Source organism: Myxococcus qinghaiensis (assembly GCF_024198215.1).
GTDB classification, from domain to species: Bacteria; Myxococcota; Myxococcia; order Myxococcales; family Myxococcaceae; genus Myxococcus; species Myxococcus qinghaiensis.
Genome location: NZ_JAKCFA010000009.1, coordinates 65,614 through 82,944, shown reverse-complemented (window position 1 = coordinate 82,944; position 17,331 = coordinate 65,614). Strand labels below are relative to the sequence as shown.

General features: G+C 70.0%; 15 protein-coding genes. 8 read left to right on the top strand and 7 right to left on the bottom strand.

Features of this window, described 5'->3' with window-relative positions:
- Nucleotides 1-4 precede the first annotated feature (4 nt).
- The gene (locus LZ199_RS18375) at nucleotides 5-490 is read left to right on the top strand and encodes a hypothetical protein (protein ID WP_253995016.1); all 486 of its coding nucleotides are present in this window, start codon (nucleotides 5-7) and stop codon (nucleotides 488-490) included.
- A gap of 15 nt (nucleotides 491-505) precedes the next feature.
- Here LZ199_RS18375 and LZ199_RS18370 read toward each other — a convergent pair whose 3' ends face one another.
- The 4 genes from LZ199_RS18370 to LZ199_RS18355 are packed head-to-tail and all read right to left on the bottom strand — an operon-like array spanning nucleotide 506 to nucleotide 4,457.
- A complete protein-coding gene (locus LZ199_RS18370; RefSeq protein WP_253995015.1) occupies nucleotides 506-1,567 on the bottom strand; it encodes an acyltransferase family protein in 1,062 nt (353 codons plus the stop codon).
- Between the two features lie 13 nt (nucleotides 1,568-1,580).
- Nucleotides 1,581-2,543 carry a glycosyltransferase gene (locus LZ199_RS18365; protein WP_253995014.1) on the bottom strand — a complete coding sequence of 321 codons (963 nt, stop codon included), beginning with the start codon at nucleotides 2,541-2,543 and terminating at the stop codon, nucleotides 1,581-1,583.
- Entirely contained in the window at nucleotides 2,540-3,301 is a 762-nt protein-coding gene (locus tag LZ199_RS18360; RefSeq protein WP_253995013.1) for an FkbM family methyltransferase, read from the bottom strand. The genes LZ199_RS18365 and LZ199_RS18360 overlap by 4 nt, the downstream gene beginning before the upstream one ends.
- A 7-nt stretch (nucleotides 3,302-3,308) precedes the next feature.
- On the bottom strand, nucleotides 3,309-4,457 hold the full coding sequence (locus tag LZ199_RS18355) for an acyltransferase family protein (protein ID WP_253995012.1): 1,149 nt from the start codon (nucleotides 4,455-4,457) through the stop codon (nucleotides 3,309-3,311).
- 356 nt (nucleotides 4,458-4,813) lie between these two features.
- Here LZ199_RS18355 and LZ199_RS18350 point away from each other — a divergent pair, with 356 nt between their 5' ends.
- From LZ199_RS18350 to LZ199_RS18330, 5 genes are all read left to right on the top strand, one after another.
- Nucleotides 4,814-6,298: an MraY family glycosyltransferase gene (locus tag LZ199_RS18350; RefSeq protein ID WP_253995011.1), complete on the top strand. Its 1,485-nt coding sequence runs from the start codon at nucleotides 4,814-4,816 to the stop codon at nucleotides 6,296-6,298.
- Nucleotides 6,295-7,323 carry a nucleotidyltransferase family protein gene (locus LZ199_RS18345; protein WP_253995010.1) on the top strand — a complete coding sequence of 343 codons (1,029 nt, stop codon included), beginning with the start codon at nucleotides 6,295-6,297 and terminating at the stop codon, nucleotides 7,321-7,323. The genes LZ199_RS18350 and LZ199_RS18345 overlap by 4 nt, the downstream gene beginning before the upstream one ends.
- Nucleotides 7,324-7,433: 110 nt before the next feature.
- Nucleotides 7,434-8,405: a nucleotidyltransferase family protein gene (locus tag LZ199_RS18340; RefSeq protein ID WP_253995009.1), complete on the top strand. Its 972-nt coding sequence runs from the start codon at nucleotides 7,434-7,436 to the stop codon at nucleotides 8,403-8,405.
- Between the two features lie 102 nt (nucleotides 8,406-8,507).
- A complete protein-coding gene (locus LZ199_RS18335) occupies nucleotides 8,508-9,809 on the top strand; it encodes a UDP-glucose dehydrogenase family protein (protein ID WP_253995008.1) in 1,302 nt (433 codons plus the stop codon).
- Entirely contained in the window at nucleotides 9,806-10,993 is a 1,188-nt protein-coding gene (locus LZ199_RS18330) for an acyltransferase family protein (RefSeq protein WP_253995007.1), read from the top strand. The genes LZ199_RS18335 and LZ199_RS18330 overlap by 4 nt, the downstream gene beginning before the upstream one ends.
- Nucleotides 10,994-11,004: 11 nt before the next feature.
- Here the strand turns inward: LZ199_RS18330 and LZ199_RS18325 are convergent, their stop codons facing one another.
- Entirely contained in the window at nucleotides 11,005-11,310 is a 306-nt protein-coding gene (locus tag LZ199_RS18325) for a hypothetical protein (protein WP_253995006.1), read from the bottom strand.
- A gap of 409 nt (nucleotides 11,311-11,719) precedes the next feature.
- Between LZ199_RS18325 and LZ199_RS18320 the strand changes: the two genes are divergently transcribed.
- On the top strand, nucleotides 11,720-14,326 hold the full coding sequence (locus tag LZ199_RS18320) for an O-antigen ligase family protein (RefSeq protein WP_253995005.1): 2,607 nt from the start codon (nucleotides 11,720-11,722) through the stop codon (nucleotides 14,324-14,326).
- Nucleotides 14,327-14,343: 17 nt separating this feature from the next.
- Here the strand turns inward: LZ199_RS18320 and LZ199_RS18315 are convergent, their stop codons facing one another.
- Nucleotides 14,344-14,883 carry an aminoacyl-tRNA deacylase gene (locus LZ199_RS18315; protein ID WP_253995004.1) on the bottom strand — a complete coding sequence of 180 codons (540 nt, stop codon included), beginning with the start codon at nucleotides 14,881-14,883 and terminating at the stop codon, nucleotides 14,344-14,346.
- Nucleotides 14,884-15,018: 135 nt separating this feature from the next.
- The gene (gene astB, locus LZ199_RS18310; protein WP_253995003.1) at nucleotides 15,019-16,341 is read right to left on the bottom strand and encodes an N-succinylarginine dihydrolase; all 1,323 of its coding nucleotides are present in this window, start codon (nucleotides 16,339-16,341) and stop codon (nucleotides 15,019-15,021) included.
- A 16-nt stretch (nucleotides 16,342-16,357) separates the two neighbouring features.
- Here astB and LZ199_RS18305 point away from each other — a divergent pair, with 16 nt between their 5' ends.
- Nucleotides 16,358-17,314 carry a lysophospholipid acyltransferase family protein gene (locus LZ199_RS18305; protein WP_253995002.1) on the top strand — a complete coding sequence of 319 codons (957 nt, stop codon included), beginning with the start codon at nucleotides 16,358-16,360 and terminating at the stop codon, nucleotides 17,312-17,314.
- The last annotated feature ends 17 nt before the right edge of the window (nucleotides 17,315-17,331 follow it).

The following is a 17,331-nucleotide window of genomic DNA, read 5'->3' as shown; positions in this document are numbered from 1 at the left end:
GCGCATGAGTCTCTTTCAGCTACACATCGAGCGGGCCGTGCACGTCACGGGGGATAAGGGACAAACGGAAGCCCGGTTGGCGGGCTGGGTCGGTCCCTTCAAGGTGCCATCAGGTCCGCATCAAGCAGGTGGCGGCGGATGGTACCGAGGGAGCAAGCGCGGCGAACGGATCATCATCAGCCGTGACATTCCCTTGGGGGAGTACCTGGTGTCGCGAATTGGGACGAACATCGAGTCTCGTCTGGAGTTGCTGTCGGATGGCGGCGTTCGACTCGTGACGAAGATGCGCGGAACAGCTGCATTGCGCTGCGTCGTCGGAGCGCTGGGGGCCGCGGCGGCGGCCCTCGTATTGCTCAAGGGGACCCTTGCTTCGTGGGGTGTCGTGACGCTCGTTTGTCTTGGCGTGGCTTGGTTCTTCTATGCGGGGGGGCGGTTGGTCCGCCGTGAGTCAGATGCGCTCACTGCTGCGCTGGAGCACTTGATTCAGTGAGGCGTGGGAAGTGCTCTAGGAGGGAGCCGGCTCGGGATGATGCTGCTTGCTGCCAAAGGCGCGCGCGGGCGCTTCGACGAGCCGCCAGGACATCATCCCGAGAATGAGCGTTACCACGAGGGACAGCGTCGCGTTCCACCACCACGGCATGGGGCCACCGAGCAAGGCCGTGACGGCTTGTTGCACCGGAAAGGCGTAGATGTAGAGGCCATACGAGAAGTCCCCGTGGCGCCCGAAGCGCGCGAGCCTGCTCGGGAGGAACGCGAGGTAGAGCACGAGGTACGCGCCACAGGACCCAATGGCGACAGGCAACCCCTTGCCCGCCATTGACGCAGCGATGAGCACCACGACACAGGTCGCCGCCAGCCATGGACTCATCCTCACGCGCTCTCGCCAGAGGTAGAGCACCAGGCCCCCTCCGAAGTAGAGCCCGAGGACCGGCCAGAAACCCAGCCGGCCGATGTGCAAGAAGGACAGCACCGCCGTGACACACCATCCAGCCAGTGCCAGTTCCTTGCGCAAGAGCCCCGTGACTCCCAATCCCAGCACGAGCAGGTAGAAGCCGACCTCGTACTTCAGCGTCCACAGCGAACCATTGACGGCGCTGGGATACTCGTTCCCTTCGAACACCCCGGGCAGGTTCCACTGCGGATTGACGAGGGTGAAGTTGCGCAGCAGGAAGCGGTACGTGTCCGGCGCGGTGAAGTACTCGCCCAACGGGTGGGTGGTGAACGCGGCGCCGAGCACGAACGTGGTCAGCAGGAGCGACACCGCCAGCCCTGGAAAGATTCGCAGCGTTCGCGCCAGGAGGAAGCTTCGGACATCGCGGCTCCGCTCCCAGCTTCGGGTGATGAGGAGTCCACTGATGACCAGGAACACCGCCACGCAGACCAGGCCGAGCGAGACCTGGCCGTGGGTGAAGACAGTCAGCGGCTCGGGACCTCCCTTGGGTCCTTCTCCCAATGGAAAGGAGTGACTGACGATGACGCCCGTGGCCGCGGCAAAGCGCAGGAAGTCCAGGTTGTTTCCCCGGCCTTCGAGACACTCGCTCAATGTGGGACGAGACTGGGGCGCCATGGGGACGGGCTGCTCAACGCGTCTCGTGGAGATGGGGATACGGCCCCCGCACCTGGGCCCAGCGGCTCGCCAGCACGAACAGGATTTCGCGCACCGGGTCGCCGCGCAACGCCAGCGCGGGACTCGCGAGCCCTGCTCCCACCAGGCGCGCGCAGTCCTTCAGCCGGGAGAGCGCTCCCGTGCGTCGCCCCAGGTGACGTGCCTCAAGCGTCTTCTCGCTGCGCACCACGCCCACGATGAGCCGCAGGAAGTACCGGGTCTCGAATCGAGAAGGCGGGATGAGGTGCCACACCTTCAGCACGGGTGAGTAGAGGCGGCGGTGGCCCGCCTTGCCGAGAAGGAAGCCCAGCTCGATGTCTCCTCCACTCAGGAGCTGGTTGCCGAGCCGGTCCGGCATGAGTTGCTCCGGCGTTTGCCAGGGCACGGACTCCAGGACGGCCTCGCGACGCAGCCACAGCCCGGCGCCTATCGTGGGCGCGAGCGTGGCCCCCGCTCCGAAGTCGATGAGGTCATCTCCCATCCGGTGGTTGATGGCGAGCAGGTGCTCACGCCGAGAGATGCTTGGCGGCGGTGGTGTCTCGTAGCGGGGATAGATGCGTGAGACCACCACTCCGACACTCACGTCCTCGAAGAGCGCCAGTCCGTCGGTAACGAAGTTCGGCTCGGGGACGTTGTCGTCGTCCAGGAAGCAGATGACCTCCCGACGCGCGCTCTGGATGCCACACAGCCGCGCGAAGAGGAGTCCCTGGCGCGCCTCGTGAACGACGCGGACGTCCACGCCTCGACGGCGCAGCCCTTCCACGACCGGGCTCTCCTCCACCACGCGCGCGGTGCCGTCCTGGGAGTTGTTGTCCACGACGACCACCTCGAAGTGGTCGCTCTCTGCCGTCTGCTCCAGCAATGCGCGCAGCGGCGCTTCGACTCGCCGCGCTCCGTTGTACGTGGGGATGACCAGCGTGACGCCCGTTGAGCTCATCGACGAGCCTCGGACTCACGTGGCCGCGCCCAGAGCAGCCCGTTCACCTCGCCGCTCCAGATGCCGGGCGTGACTTCATAGCCCAGCGCTTCGAGGGTCTGCTCGCACCAGGCCTTGCCGTCCGGCCGCTCCCGGGTTCGATGCCACTCCATGACGAGCGTGCGTATCCGCAGGCGCGCGAACCGTGGGTCGCCCAGCAAGGCGTACTCGCCTCCCTCGATGTCCATCTTGAGCAGGTCGATGGGCTCGCTGCCGACCGTCTCGAAGAAGTCGACCAGCGGCACCCGGAGCGTGCGCCCCTGCGTCGCGTCCACGACGGAGGAGCGGCTCTCCGCATCGAGCAGGGCAATCTCCCCGGGGCTCGCCCCCGCCGCCGCGCGGTGCAGGGACACCCTGGGCGCCAGGGCGTTGAGCGTCAGGTTTCGCTCCAGCATGGCCAGGTGGACAGGGTGGGGCTCGAAGGCGACGAGATGCGCGCGCGGGTAGTTCCGCGCCCAGAACAAGAGCGAGTGCCCACAGTTCGCTCCGACATCGACGATGCGCAGCGTGGTGTCCGCCTGCACGGGAAAGGGAGGGCGATAGACCTCGGCCACGAACATCTCGTACGCCGTCTCCAGGTCTTCGGCGGGAGGTGGCCTCAGCGAGAGTCGCTCGCCCGAGCGCAGCTTCACCGTCACAGCGCGACCTAGCGGCAGCGCCCTCCAGGCGAGGTACCGAAGCTGGCTCAGCGACGTCAGTTGGTCCCTCAGTCGTGCCATGGTGTTCCTACACAGAGGGCTTGCGCGCGTTCAGGCCCGCACTCAAGGCGTTCGATTCGCCAGGAGACAGGACGTCCGGCGGAAGCACCCCGCGGGTCAGCAGCCAGTCTCGCAGCTTGAGGAAGGGTTTCTCCACCGTGACATAGGTCACCCACGCCACGAGCAGGGTGAGCGCCAGGAACGCGAGCAGGTCCAGCCCCCAGGCGCCCAGTCGCACATCCATCCGCTCGATGACGCGCAACACGAGCCCGTGCCAGAGATAGGCGCCATAGGAGAGCAGGGCGGTCTGGTAGACGCCCCAGCGCAGGCCGCGTGGGAGTTGGAGGGACTCGATGCCCACGAGCACTCCACCGAAGCCCACCGCCAGCCCGACGAAGATCCAGACGTGGCTCGACGTCGTCACGATGGCGCCGTAGCGCCCCACCGTCAGCGCCAGCACGCCTGCTCCCGCGACGGCACACGCTGTCCGCCAGTGCCTGGACCAGCTCCTCCACGTGGGCGCGGTCCGGGCGAGGAACACCCCGATGCCGAGCCCATCCAGGTGCATCTCGGTGGACCAGGGCGCGAGCGTGGCGAGGTCCGTCATGGGCTGGCCCGCCGGAAGGTTCCGCGAGAACAGCCAGCGCGCCACGACACTCACCACCACCGGCGCAAGCCAGGCCCAGGCGGGCCAGCGTCGGCCCCCCAGCGCGAAGGCGAGCAGCGGCAGCACGACGTAGAAGTGCTCCTCCACGCACAGCGACCAGCTCTGCACGAAGTCGCGCGGCATCGTGAAGTTCTGGAGGAAGAGCGCGTAGTGCCAGCCTCCGCCCACGAAGGGCGTGCCCACCGTCCACGGCTTGAGTGCGTAGAACGCGAGCACCACGAAGTACAGCGGCAGGGTGCGCATCCAGCGCTTCAGCCAGAAGGCGCGCAGCCGGGAGCCCAGCGGAGCTTCGCCATCCTCGGCGAAGACCTGCCGACCGACGAGGTAGCCCGAGAGGACGAAGAAGAGGTCCACGCCCATCCACCCATGCGCGAAGGCGAAGCGGACCGGGAGCGGCACGGCGTCCAGGACGGACGAGGGCGCGTGGAAGACCAGCACGCCGAGGATGGCGAAGGCTCGCAGGACATCCAGCCCATCCATGCGCCGCACGGAAGCGGTGGCGGAGCTCAACGCGTCTCTCCGCGGGGAGGACGCTCGGGGGCTCGTGGGGGGAGAGAAGGCCTGGGGTGCATGCGGGTGGTGGGTGCATTGTGTCCCCCGTCCCAGGGGCGTCAACAGCGGACAGCGAAGGGCCTGTCCGCAGGGTCGGCGGGGCGCGTCCTCTTTCCGAAGGCCCCGAGCGGGCCAGGGGCGACACGTCGTTCGCGCGCGTGGCGCCGAGGTCAGCCCTGACACGTCGAGGCCCCAGCGAAGCCCGCCCGGTTGCTCGCTGGGGGACGACTCGGGCGACATTCCGGTGTCGCACAGGAACGCTCATTGACGCGCCGTGACGCTCACCGTCAGCATGGCGGGAGCGGCCCCTCTCGATGATCACCTTCTTCGTCGCGTTCCTCGTCTCGCTGATGGTGGCCCTGGGGCTCACGTACGTCGTGCGCAACCAGGCGCTGGCGTGGGGTTGGCTGGACCAGGCCAACTCGAGTCGCAAGGTCCACGTCCGGCCCATCCCTCGGCTGGGTGGCATCGGCATCGTCGCGGGCTTCTTCACTCCCTTGTGCGCGCTGTTCCTGGTGGACTCCGGCGTGGGGCACCACTTCCGGCTCCACACCGAGCTGATTTCGGGCCTGTTCACGGGAGGCGCGGCCATCGCCGCGCTCGGGCTCTACGACGACCTCCGGGGCGCGGGCGCTCGGCTCAAGTTCAGCGTGCAGCTCGCGGTGGCGCTCGGGCTCTACTACCTGGGCTTCCGCATCGAGGTCATCGCGAATCCGTTCGGCCCCGAGCTGACGCTGGGCGCGCTGAGCCTTCCTTTCACCGTCCTGTGGATGGTCGGCGTCATCAACGCGCTCAACCTGATTGATGGGCTCGACGGGCTCGCGGGTGGCGTGGCGTTCTTCGGCGTGAGCACCAACTTCATCCTCGCGCTGTCGCGGGGCGACGTGCTGCTGTGCCTGCTGATGGCGGCGCTCGCGGGCGCCATCCTCGGGTTCCTCGTCTTCAACTTCAACCCGGCCTCCATCTTCATGGGGGACACCGGCAGCATGTTCCTCGGCTTCGTACTGGCCGCGGTGGCCATCAAGACGAGCACCAAGAGCGGTACGACGGTGGCCATGCTCGTTCCCATCATGGCGCTGGGCCTGCCCATCATGGACACGCTGCTCGCGGTGGTGCGCCGGTCGCTCTTGGGACGCCCGCTGTTCAGCGCGGACAAGGAGCACATCCACCACCGCGTGATGAGCCGCATGGTGCTCAGCCACCGCTCCACCGTGCTGGTGCTGTACGCGCTGTGCGGTCTCTTCATGTTGACGGCGCTGGGCCTCCACTTCGCCAATAGCGCGCAGAGCGCCATGCTGCTGTGTGGCATGGGCGTGGTCATCGCGGTGATGATGCGCAAGCTGGGCTACCTGGACCTGGGGCGCGCCAGCGACATGCAGCAGCGCCGCCAGCGCAACATCCGCCTGCGCTCGCTGGTGAAGGACGTCATCGGCGCCGTGCGCGAGGCTCGGTCGCTGCAAGAGGTCTGGGGCGCCGTGCGAGTCCTCGCGGAGGTGCTGGACGTGTCGCGCCAGGAGCTGCGCTTCCAGCAACTGCGTGAAGGGCTCATGGACGGCGTCGTCTTCGAGACCCAGCGTGCCGCGGGCCTGTCCATGCCCTACGAGCTGTCCCTGGAAGTGAAGGACGAGGAAGTGGTGCTCGGCTCGCTGCTGCTCGTCTGGAGAGACGGTCGCAGCGCCATCGACCGGGACGAGGAGCTGGCGCTGGAGCTGGTGGCGGACGCCGTGGCCGAACGCGCCGCGAGGCTCCTGGCGGTGGCGGACGCCGACCCCGCGCGTGTCGTCGTCCTGCGGCGATGACGACGTCGAGTGCCCTCGTCGCGCTGCTGCGCGCCTGGCCCCATCCCCCCGAGAGAAGCGCTCCCGAGGGGGACGAGGCCCTGGCCTTCGTGCGAGGCGCCGTCCGTCACGGGCTCGCCGGGTTCGTCGCTCACGCGGTGGCGCAAGTGGGCTGGGTGCTGCCTCCAGAGGCAGGCGCGCTGTTGCGCCGTGAGTCGCTGACGGGCGCGGCCCGCTCGCTCCAGGTCAAGGCGCTGCTCCAGCGCAGCCTGGAGGCGCTGGCCGTCGAGGGCATCGTCCCCGTGTCGCTCAAGGGCTACGGCCTGGCGCTGAGGCTGTATCCAGACCCCCTACAGCGCGCCACCCGCGACGTGGATCTGCTCGTGTCCCGAGGTGACGTCGAGACGGCAGCGCGCGTCCTCACCGGCCTGGGGCTGACGGCGCGGCCCACGCGCGATGGGCGCCACGCGGATGTGGACTCGCACCACCTGGAGCTGGAGGGAAAGGCAGGGCTGGTGGAGCTGCACTTCCGCGCCCTCGCGGGCTGGGGGCGGACGCTGGAAGGCGACGCGCTGGTGGCTCGCGCGGTGGAGGGGACGCTGGAGGGGCAGCGGGTGCGGTGGCTCGCTCCCGAGGACGAGGCCGTGTACCTGGCCCTCCACGCGAGCCACCACCTCTTGCAGCGCCTGGCGTGGCTGTTCGACTTGAAGCTCCTGGCGGCGCGGGGCCTGGACTGGGGCCGCGTCGTCGATGGCGCGCGAGGCACGGGGCTGCCCCAGCTCGTGTTTCACGGCTGGGAGGTGGCGAGCCGGCTGCTGGGGGCGGCGGTGCCGGCGGACGCGCTGGAGGCCCTGGCTCCGCCTCGGTGGCAGCGGGGGCTCGCTCGAAGGTTCTTCACGGAAGAACGACTGCTGGGGACGGAGTTGGTGCGCAGCCGGCCCCGCTGGATGGCGGCGAAGCTGCTCCTGGCGCCCGAGCCGGGGGCGATGCTCCGCTATGCGCTCCGGCGCCTGGACACCGCGATACGGCCCCTGCCTGACAGGTGACCCTCGGCCCTCCAGGGACGGGTCTTTGTCCTCTGTCCACCACGCCGTCGTCCCCTGGGGCTCAGGCAGTGATTGCAGGTGATGCGGTGGGCCCGTTAAAGGGGGCCACCATGCCGCTCAGCCTGCTCGACACCTTCCGCGTCCTCGCCTCGTTCGAACCACCGCGAGGTGCCCTCAAGGGCGCGCCCTGGGAGGAGTACGTCGACTGGGCCATCGCCCAGGGCCTGGCCCCGCTGGCGGCGTACAACCTGGAGTACCGCCTGGGCGCCACCGCCGCGCCCGAGTGGGCCCGCGACAGGCTGCTCGCCATCTACCAGGGCTCCGTCAACGACAACGTGATGAAGCTCGTCAACTTCAAGCAGGTCGTCGACGAGCTGCAAGGCCGCAAGCTGGTGCTCATGGGCTCCGCCGCCTTCGCCGAGGCCCTCTACCCGCACATCGGCTTCCGCCCCGTGCTGGACCTCCAGCTCCTCATGCGCCGCATGGACGTGGACGGCTTCGCCGGCTTCCTCTCCAACCACGAGTTCAGGCCGGAGACGGACACCTCCCACAGCGGCGCCAGCAAGCTCGTCTCCGACGGGCGCACCGCCATCTACCTCTACTCCGACATCCTGGGTCCCCAGCGCCGCGAGCAGACCGCCGGCATCATCGAGCGCGCCAAGCCCATGAAGGTCTACGGCCCCTCCATGTTCCGGGCCGACCTGGAGGATTCCGTCCTCCTCGTGTGCCTGGAGCACGCACGTCAGGGGTATGACGTACCGTGGCTCTCCTTCATCGACCTGCGAGAGCTCGTCACCGGCGCCAAGTGGATGGGTGGCGTGTACTCCCGTCCGCTCGACATCCCCGCACTGCTCGCCCGGGCCGCGGAGTGGCGCCTGGAGCGCGCCCTCTACACGTCGCTGTCCATCGTCGCCCGGCTCTTCCCGGAGGCCGCTCCGGAGGCCACCGCCGCCCTGCCTCCGCTGCGCCGGGCCACTCGGGAGCTGTTGGACAGGACGGTGGTGGGTCCAGTCAGCACCCCCGGCCGCACTTCGGCTCTCAGAGGCTTGGAAAGAGTGCGCCGTCTGCTCACGGGGCAGTGAGGCTGCCCGGCCGCTGTCCTGGCCCCGGGGACGGGCTTTCTTTCCGAGCGCGTCCCGGCGTATGAGTTCTGGTCAAGACACCTCCCCACTGGGACTCTTTCAATGCGTATCGCCATCATCGGAACCGGCTACGTCGGCCTGGTCGCGGGCACCTGCTTCGCGGACTCGGGCAACGACGTCACCTGCGTGGACATCGACGAGCGGAAGATTCGGATGCTCCAGGCGGGCGAGGTGCCCATCTACGAGCCCGGTCTCGAGGAACTCATCAAGAAGAACGTCCGCGAGAAGCGCCTGTTCTTCACGCGCGATTTGCCGGAGGCCGTCTCCAACGCGCACGTCGTCTTCATCGCCGTGGGCACGCCCGAGGGCGAGACGGGCGACGCCGACCTCCAGTACGTGCTGGCCGCCGCCGAGCAGATTGGCAAGGCGATGAAGCAGTACACCGTCGTCGTGGACAAGAGCACCGTGCCGGTGGGCACCGCGGACAAGGTGCGCGACGCCATCCGCAAGGTGACGAGCATCGAGTTCGACGTCGTCTCCAACCCGGAGTTCCTCAAGGAAGGCGCCGCGCTGGACGACTTCCTCAAGCCGGACCGCGTCGTCATCGGCGTGGACTCCGAGCGCGGCCGCAAGGTCATGGGCGAGCTGTACGCGCCCTTCGTGCGCACCGAGAACCCCGTGCTGTTCATGGACACGCGCTCGGCGGAGCTGACCAAGTACGCCGCCAACGCGATGCTCGCCACGCGCATCTCCTTCATGAACGACATCTCCGCGCTGTGCGAGAAGGTCGGCGCGGACGTGGACTTCGTGCGCAAGGGCCTGGGCTCGGACAAGCGCATCGGCTACCCGTTCCTCTTCCCGGGCGTGGGCTACGGCGGCTCGTGCTTCCCCAAGGACGTGAAGGCGCTGGGCGCCACCGCGCGTGAGTTCGGTCTGGAGTTGGACCTGCTGCGCGCCGTGGAGCGCACCAACGAGCGGCAGAAGAAGCTGCTGGTGAACAAGGCGGCCAAGCACTTCGGCGGCTCGCTGGAGGGCAAGAAGTTCGGCGTGTGGGGCCTGGCCTTCAAGCCGAAGACGGACGACATGCGCGAGGCGCCGTCCATCGAGGTCATCGAGGGCCTCATCGGCAAGGGCGCCTCGGTGATTGCGCACGACCCGGTGGCCACGCACACGGCCAAGCGCGTCTTCGGCGACCGCATCCGCTACGCCAACGTGCCGTACGAGGCGCTGGAGGGCGTGGATGCGCTCTTCGTCGTCACCGAGTGGAACGAGTTCCGCCACCCGGACTTCGAGCGCATGAAGTCGCTGATGAAGTCGCCGGTCATCTTCGATGGCCGCAACGTGTTCGACCCGGTGCGCATCCGCGAGCTGGGCTTCACGTACTACGGCATCGGCCGCCGGTGAGCCGAGGTGGTTCACTCGAGGCCCTGACGGGGCTGCGCTTCTTCGCGGCCCTGCATGTCGTGCTGTTCCACTTCGCGCGCCCGGCCCTGGAGCCGGCGCCGGAGTGGCTGCGGAACTTCATCGGCGCGGGTTACTCCGCCGTGGGTGTCTTCTTCGTCCTGTCAGGCTTCGTCCTCGCCTGGAACTACCTGGACGTCGACGGACGGATGGAGACGGGGACGCGCGCCTTCCTGGCCGCTCGCGTGGCCCGCGTCTATCCCGTCTATCTGCTGACCTTCCTGTTGTCCGCACCGCCCACGGTGCTGGCGTCGGTGACGGACAACGGCTGGAAGCTCGCCGCGGTGAAGCTCACGGTGGGCGCGGTGGCCACGCTGGCCCTGGTGCAGGCATGGGTGCCCCGGCTGGCGCTGTACTGGAATCCCCCCGGCTGGTCCGTGGCGGTGGAGGGGTTCTTCTATGCCGTCTTCCCCCGGCTCGCGCGGTGGCTGCCCACGCTGCGTCCCTCCCGGCTGCCCGTGTTGATGGGCGCGGTCTGGGTGCTGGGGCTGGTGCCGCCGGTGCTCTACGTCGTGCTGCGGCCGGATGGGCCGGGCACGCTGGACGCGCACTCGGGCGGGCTGTGGCTGTCGGTGATGAAGTTCACCCCGCTGGCGCGGCTGCCGGAGTTCCTCTTCGGCGTGCTCCTGGGCTGGTGCTTCGTGCGCGAGCGTGCGGCGGGTGGGGCGAAGGGCTCGGGCGTGGTGCTGGCTTCGCTGGGCGCGGCGCTGCTGGTGGCTGCTGGCGCGGCGGGGGAGCGGATTCCCTACCCGCTGATGCACAACGCGCTGCTGGCGCCCGCGTCGGGGCTCCTGGTGTACGGGCTGGCGCGTGGGGGAGGGTGGCTCGGCTGGGGGCTGTCACGCCCGCTGGTGGTGCACCTGGGGGCGGCGAGCTACGCGCTGTACCTGCTCCAGTACCCCGCGGGCGAGGCGGCCATGAAGCTGGAGCGCGTGCTGTCGCCCTGGGTGGACCTGAACACGCCGCTGGGCTGGTTGGGCTCGGTGCTGCTGCTGGCGGTGCCGGCGTCCGTGCTGGTGCACCGGTACGTCGAGACGCCGCTTCGCTCCAGGGTGCGCAAGGCGCTTCAGCCCTGGGTGGACGCGGACGGTGCTGGCGCGACGAGGCCCGTGGTGCCGGGGGCCTGAGCCACCCCGAGTCAGTCGATGCCGCCCTCACGGGCGATGCCGCACTCGCGCTTGCCTTCGGGGGTTTCAATCTTCTTGCAGTCGCAGCCCGCGAGCTTCTCCTCGCAGATGACCTCGTCCTCGGGCGTGGGCTCCACGCGGCTCTCTTCCTGAGCGGCGTCCTGGAGGCACAGCTCCTTCTCCACCGAGTTGATGGAGCAGTCGCACAGCTTCTCGGACAGCTCGCGGCAGGCCCCCTTGCAGCCGGTGAGTCCGGACAGGGTGGAGCAGAGGAGGGCGGCGGTGAGGAGGAAGCGGCGCATGGGTGCGGCGAACATGCCAGAAGGTCTTCCGGATGCAAGCCAACTCCGGGCCCGGACGTGCATGAATGGATGCCGGGCGGGCCCGCTCGCTCGCCCCGGCGGGTGTGCACGGCGGGGCTGGCGAGCCTGGGGGCCTTGAGTCCCTGGGGCGGGGTGGCTTTCAGCGCCCGACAGTCACGCGGCTGAAGCAGGGAGCACCAGGTCACTCGGGGAGTGCGCCGCTCCGAGGCGGCTCCCCGTGTGCGGGCCTCGACTCGTGGGGCCACGAAGCCCTCGCCCCCAGGGGGCTTCTGCCCGGGACTCGCGGCGCGTGGGCCCACGGGCTCCGCGCCTGCCGGCTCTGTCAGCCACCAGGCAGGGGGAACACAGGCTGGAAAGAAGAGGCCTCCGAAGCCCGTGTCATACTCACCGCCCTTCGCCCCGAATGGCCTCCTCTCATCGCAGCTGCTCCCGGTACACCCGGCTCGCTGAAGCGGCCCTGGCCGCGCTCGTCGTGGTGTGTCCGCTGGCGCTCGGCGGCGCGGCGCGGTGGGTGTCCTGGCCGCTGATGGGGCTCGCGGGAGTGGCGGCGCTGCTGGCTGGAATCGGAGCCCGTCGCCAGGGCCAATCGCCGCGCTTCCCCCTGCTGGCCGTGCCCCTGGCGGCGAGCGTGGTGCTGTGCGCGGTGCAGCTCGTTCCGCTGCCGCAGGGTGTGCTGCGAGTGCTGAGTCCGGAGTCCGCCGCGCTGCGCGAGTTCGCGCTGGAGCCGCTGGGCCTCACGGGGGCCCGGCCGGTGTCGCTGGACCCTTCGGCCACGTGGCGCGAGCTGTCCAAGCACCTCGCCTATCTGCTGACCTTCCTCGCCGCCGTCCAGGTGTGTCGGGCCCGGGACAGCCGTCGGCGCCTGCTCGCGGTGGTGGCCTTCAGCGGCGCGGCGGTCGTCGTGGTCGGCCTGGGCCATGGACTGCTCGGCGTGCACTCCCTCTTCGGGTTGCGGCCCTGGGTGCATGCGCGGCCCACGCTGGTGACGTTCTTCGCCAACCCCAACCACCTCGCGGGCTTCCTCGGGCTGACGGCCTCGGTGGGCGTGGGGTTGGCACTCACCACGCGTCCCCGCTCGAAGGCGCTGCCCTTCGCGTTGGCGGCGGGGGCCAGTGGCCTGGGCGTCGTGCTGTCGTTGTCGCGCGGTGGCATCGTCTTCTTCCTCTTTGGCCAGGCGCTGTTGATGCTGTGGCTGGTGCGTCAGCGTCGCGAGGGCGGCCCGCCCCGATGGGCCCGGAGCACCGCCGCCCTGCTGGGCCTGTTGGCGGTGCTGGCGGTGGGCGCGTACGTCGCGGCGGACCAGCTCTGGGCCGAGGCGCGCTCCGCCGACAGCCTGGAGAAGCTGGGCCAGTCCAAGGTGTCGCTGTGGCCGATGATGGCTCGGGCCGCGCTGGAGTTCCCCGTGCTGGGCATGGGACGCGGCGCCTTCGAGGCGGCCTTCCCCCGCTACCAGTCCGAGCCCAATCCGAACACCCTCACGCATCCCGAGAACGTGGTGCTCCAGGCCGCGACGGAGCTGGGGCTCCCGGGACTGTTGCTGCTGGCCGTGGCCGTCTGGGGCTTCGTGCGGCTGTTGCGCCGCGAGGACCTGGACGCGCTGGAGCTGGCGGTGCTGTCGGGTGTGGCCGCGCTCGGACTGCACAACCTCTTCGACTTCAGCTGGGAGCTTCCGGCCTGCGCGGTGGCCACGCTGCTCGTGCTGGGCGCGGTGGCACGTCCTCGCGAGCGCGGGAAGGCCACGGAGGGGGCCCAGGTCAGCCTGACACCCTCGCCGGTGTTGCTGGGCTCGGCCACCGTGCTGACGGGCGTGGGGCTGCTGGCGCTCGTGCCGGGGGCGCATCGGCTCGTTGACGCGGAGGCGGAGCTGGCGGCGCTCGTCGCCGCTCGGGGACCCGTGGACGCGGTGCATGCGAAGGGCCTGGAGCTCATCGACCGTCACCCCTCGGACTACCTGCTGTACCGACTGGTGGCCTCGGCCCACACCTCGCGCGGCGGTGAAGGCGCGGGAGACACGCTGGCCTTCGTCAACCGCGCGCTGTACCTGGCGCCTCGGGACTCCGTGTCCCATCGCGTGGCGGGCCGCGCGCTGCTGTCCCTGGGGCGACGCTCGCAAGGCTTCCTGGAGTACCGGCTGGCGCATGAGGCCGGAGACACGGGCGCGCTCCTGGGCGAAGCAGTGCGTCGGGCACACACGGTGGAGGACCTGTCGGCGATGACGCCGGCCTCGGCCGAGGTCGCGGGCCGTCTCATCGACTCGCTGAACAATACGCCTGGACGGCAGGAGCTGGCGCTGGCCTACGGGGCCTGGGCCCGCGAGCACTTCGAGGGACAGCCCGGCGTGACGGAGCTCTGGGCGCGCGAGGCTCGGCTGCGACTGCAGCGCAAGGAGCTGCCGGAAGCGGAGGCCGCTTGCGTGGAGGTCGAGCGTCGCGAGCCGGAGCGACTGGACACCGCGCTGCTGCGCGCCGAGGTGCTCAAGGGCCAGGGCGAGCGGGACGCCTCACTCGGGGCCGTGGAGGCGCTGCGGGCCCGTCACCCGGCCAATGTGGAGCTGGCCTTCACCCTGGCCTCCTGGCAGATGGAGGCGGGGCTGACGCGGCGGGCTCGCGAGACGCTCCAGTCAGTGGGCGGCCTCATCTCCGACTACCGCCAGCGGGCACTGCTGCTGTCGATGGAGGCGGAGGGCCTGGAGCGCGAGGGCCTGCTGTCGCGTGCCGTCGAGCGACGACAGACGGCGGCGCGCCTGGTGCCGAGCCCCGACGCGTACTTCGCGGTGGCGCGGTTGCAGGAGACGCTGCGTCGCTATGACGCCGCGGCGCGCTCGGTGCGCGAGGGCCTGAGCCTGTTGCCGCCCGACTCCCGCGAGGCCGCGCGGGCGTGGGTGTCGCGCCTGGAGTCCGCCGAGAAGGCCCGGGTGGACACGCGTCGCAAGGAGCTGATGAACGACCCGAGGGCGCAGGAGCTGGAGCACCTGTTGGGCGGCCCGAGAGAGCCGCCCGTGGAGCCCTAGCGCCCGCGGACATCGGGTCAGGCGGGCATCGGTGCTTCCTGCTCCATGAACACCGGAGTGATGGGAACCACCGACGGGACGGGTTGCTGCAGTCCCTCGTGGATGAACGAGGCCACCAGCGGCCACTCCAGCGTGGCGAAGTCCTGGAAGCGCATCTCCAGGGCCTCCTCGTGGGAGCCCGCGCGGAACAGCAGGTGCTCCGTCAGGCTGAGCGTCTCGTCCACCGCCACCGGCAGCCCATACAGCTCACCGAAGGGCGGTTCAGCCCCCAGCTCGCAGTCCGGGAAGTGGTCGGAGAACTCCCGCTCCGTGGCGAGCCTCGCCGTGCGACAGCCCAGAAGCTCGCGGACACGCGCCAGGTTCACGGTGCCCGCCGCGGGCACGACGAATATCCACGGTTGTCGGTCCGCCATGACGATGACGGACTTGGCCACGCGCCAACCCGAGACGTGGAGTGCCTCCGCCAGCTCCTGTGCCGTGACGGCGCGCGGGTGCCAGTAGCGTTCATAGAAGACGCGGCTGCGTTGCAGATAGTGCTGGATGGATGCCGGAATCACGGGGCGTCACCTCCTTGAGAGAAAGGTGCTCACCCCGACGGTTCCGACCACCACACCCCATGCCCCTCGATACCAGGGCCATCCGCCGGGCGCCCGCCGTCCCGTCACTGGGGCAGGCAAGCGGGCTGGCGTCACTCACTGCTGAAAGTCGTAGATGCTTCCCAGCTTGAGGATGCGGGTCAGCTCATCCAGCGCGGTCATCGTCTCGCGCGCGAGGTGGGGGTCCTGCAAGTCGCGAGGCCGCAGCACCTCGCGGTAGTGACGGCGCACCCAGGCGGCCAGGGACTCGTGCAGGGCCGGCGTGTAGAAGACGTCGGCGTCGATGGCCCGGCGCTCGGTGTCCGTGAGCCACACGCGCTGGCGCAGGCACGCGGGGCCTCCGCCGTTGTTCATGGACTGGCGCACGTCCAGGTAGTGCACGGCCTTCACCGGCGTGTCCTCGGCGAGGATGCGCTCCAGGAAGCCGCGCGCGGCGGGCGTCTCGCGGCTCTCCACCGGGGCGACAATGGCCATCGTCCCATCCGGCAGCGTCAGCACCTGCGAGTTGAACGGGTACGCCTTCACCGCGTCCTTGGGCGGCAGCTCCGCGCTGCTGGCCACCACCGCGCGGAAGTCCGGCCCCAGCTTCTCGCGCAGCACCTGGAGCAGGCCCGGGTAATCCACGAAGGCCAGCTCGTGCAGCATGAGGAAGCGCTCGTTGCCCACCGCGAGCACGTCCGTGTGGAAGGCACCCGCGTCGATGCCCTCCGGGTGCTGCTGCGGGAAGAGCACGCAGCGCGAGTCGAGCTGATGAAGTCGGGCCAGGGCCTGGCTCGCCTCCAGCGTCTGCCGGGCGGGGAAGCGCTTGGGGCCGGGGACGTCCTGCCACGCGCTGCGACCCCAGGCGAGCAGGTGCACGCCCGGGTGGCCCGGGGTGGCCAGCCGTGTGTGGTTGGCCGCGCCCTCGTCCGCGAAGTGGCTGCCGGGCGGCAGCGGCGCGTGCACCGCGAAGTGCTTCTCGTTGGAGAAGATGGAGCGCAGCACCGAGTGCGTCGTGTCCGCCTCCAGCGCGCGGTGGAACATCTGCGACAGGTTGGCGGGCGTCAGGTGCACGCGGCCGTCGACGGTGTCCGTGCTGGGGGCCACGGTGGCGGCGTTGGCCGTCCACATGGAGGAGGCGCTGGAGGTGAGCCGCAGCAGGTGCTCGCCCTCGCGCGCGGCGCGGGTGATGACCTCCTCGTCCGTGCCGGTGAAGCCCAGGGCGCGCAGGGCGCGCAGCGAGGGGCGCGGCTGGGGAGGCAGCACCGCCTGTCCGACGCCCAGGCTGGAGACGAAGCGCATCTTCTCCAGGCCCTGGAGCGCGGCCTCGCGGGGATGGCTCGGCTCTCCGACGTGGCTCTGCGACGCCAGGTTACCGGGCGACAGGCCAGCATAGTTGTGGGTAGGACCGACGAGCCCGTCGAAGTTGTATTCGCGCATGGGGTATGGAGCGACTGTGGAGCATCCCCCCTTAGCAAAGCGCCTGAAACGTTTCCTCCGGTACCTGCTCATCCGGAGCGTCCTGTTGTGCCTTCAACCCCTCCCGCTGGGTTGGGCGCGCTCCCTGGGCTTCCGCCTGGGCGGACTTGCCTACACGCTGGCCGGTGGGGAGCGCCGCAAGGCCTTGAAGTCGCTGGCCGTGGCCTTCCCGGAGAAGTCCGACGCGGAGCGGCAGGCCCTGGGCCGCGCCTCCTTCCGGCATCTGGGCGCCGCCGCGCTGGAGGTCGCCTGCACGGGCGCCCTGGACAGGGGGCTGGAGCAACTGGTGGCCTGGCCCGAGGCCGACCGGGCCGTGCTGGACGCGGCGCTGGCGCGGGGCAAGGGCGTGGTCTTCATCTCCGGCCATGTGGGCAACTGGGAGCTGCTCGCCCGCCGCGTGGCCCGCGCGGGCTACCCGAGTCAGAGCATCGCGAAGGAGACCACCGACCCCCGGCTCACCGTGCTGGTGGAGCGCTTCCGGGCGCGGGGTGGGGTGCGCAGCATCTGGCGCGGCCAGGACGGCGCCGCACGGGCCATGCTGCGGGCGCTGCGGGCCGGCGAGATTCTGGGCCTGCTCATCGACCAGGACACCAAGGTGCAGTCGCTCTTCGTGCCTTTCTTCGGAGAGCTGGCGGCCACGCCTCGCGCCGCGGCGGACCTGGCGGTGCGCACGGGCGCGGCGGTGGTGACGGGCTTCTGCCACCGCGTGGAGGGTGGGGGCTACCGGCTGTCGATGGAGGAGGTGCCCGTGCCCGTCAGCGAGGACCGCGAAGTCGCCGCGCTGGAGCTCACCCAGGCCCTGTCCGCGCGAATCGAGGCGGCCATCCGGCGCACCCCCGAGCAGTGGGTGTGGATGCACCAGCGCTGGAAGACGCGCCCGCCCGCGGCTCCTCAACCCGTGCTCGTCGAGGCGGCGCACGCCACCGCCCGGTGATAGAAGGCACCCGTGCC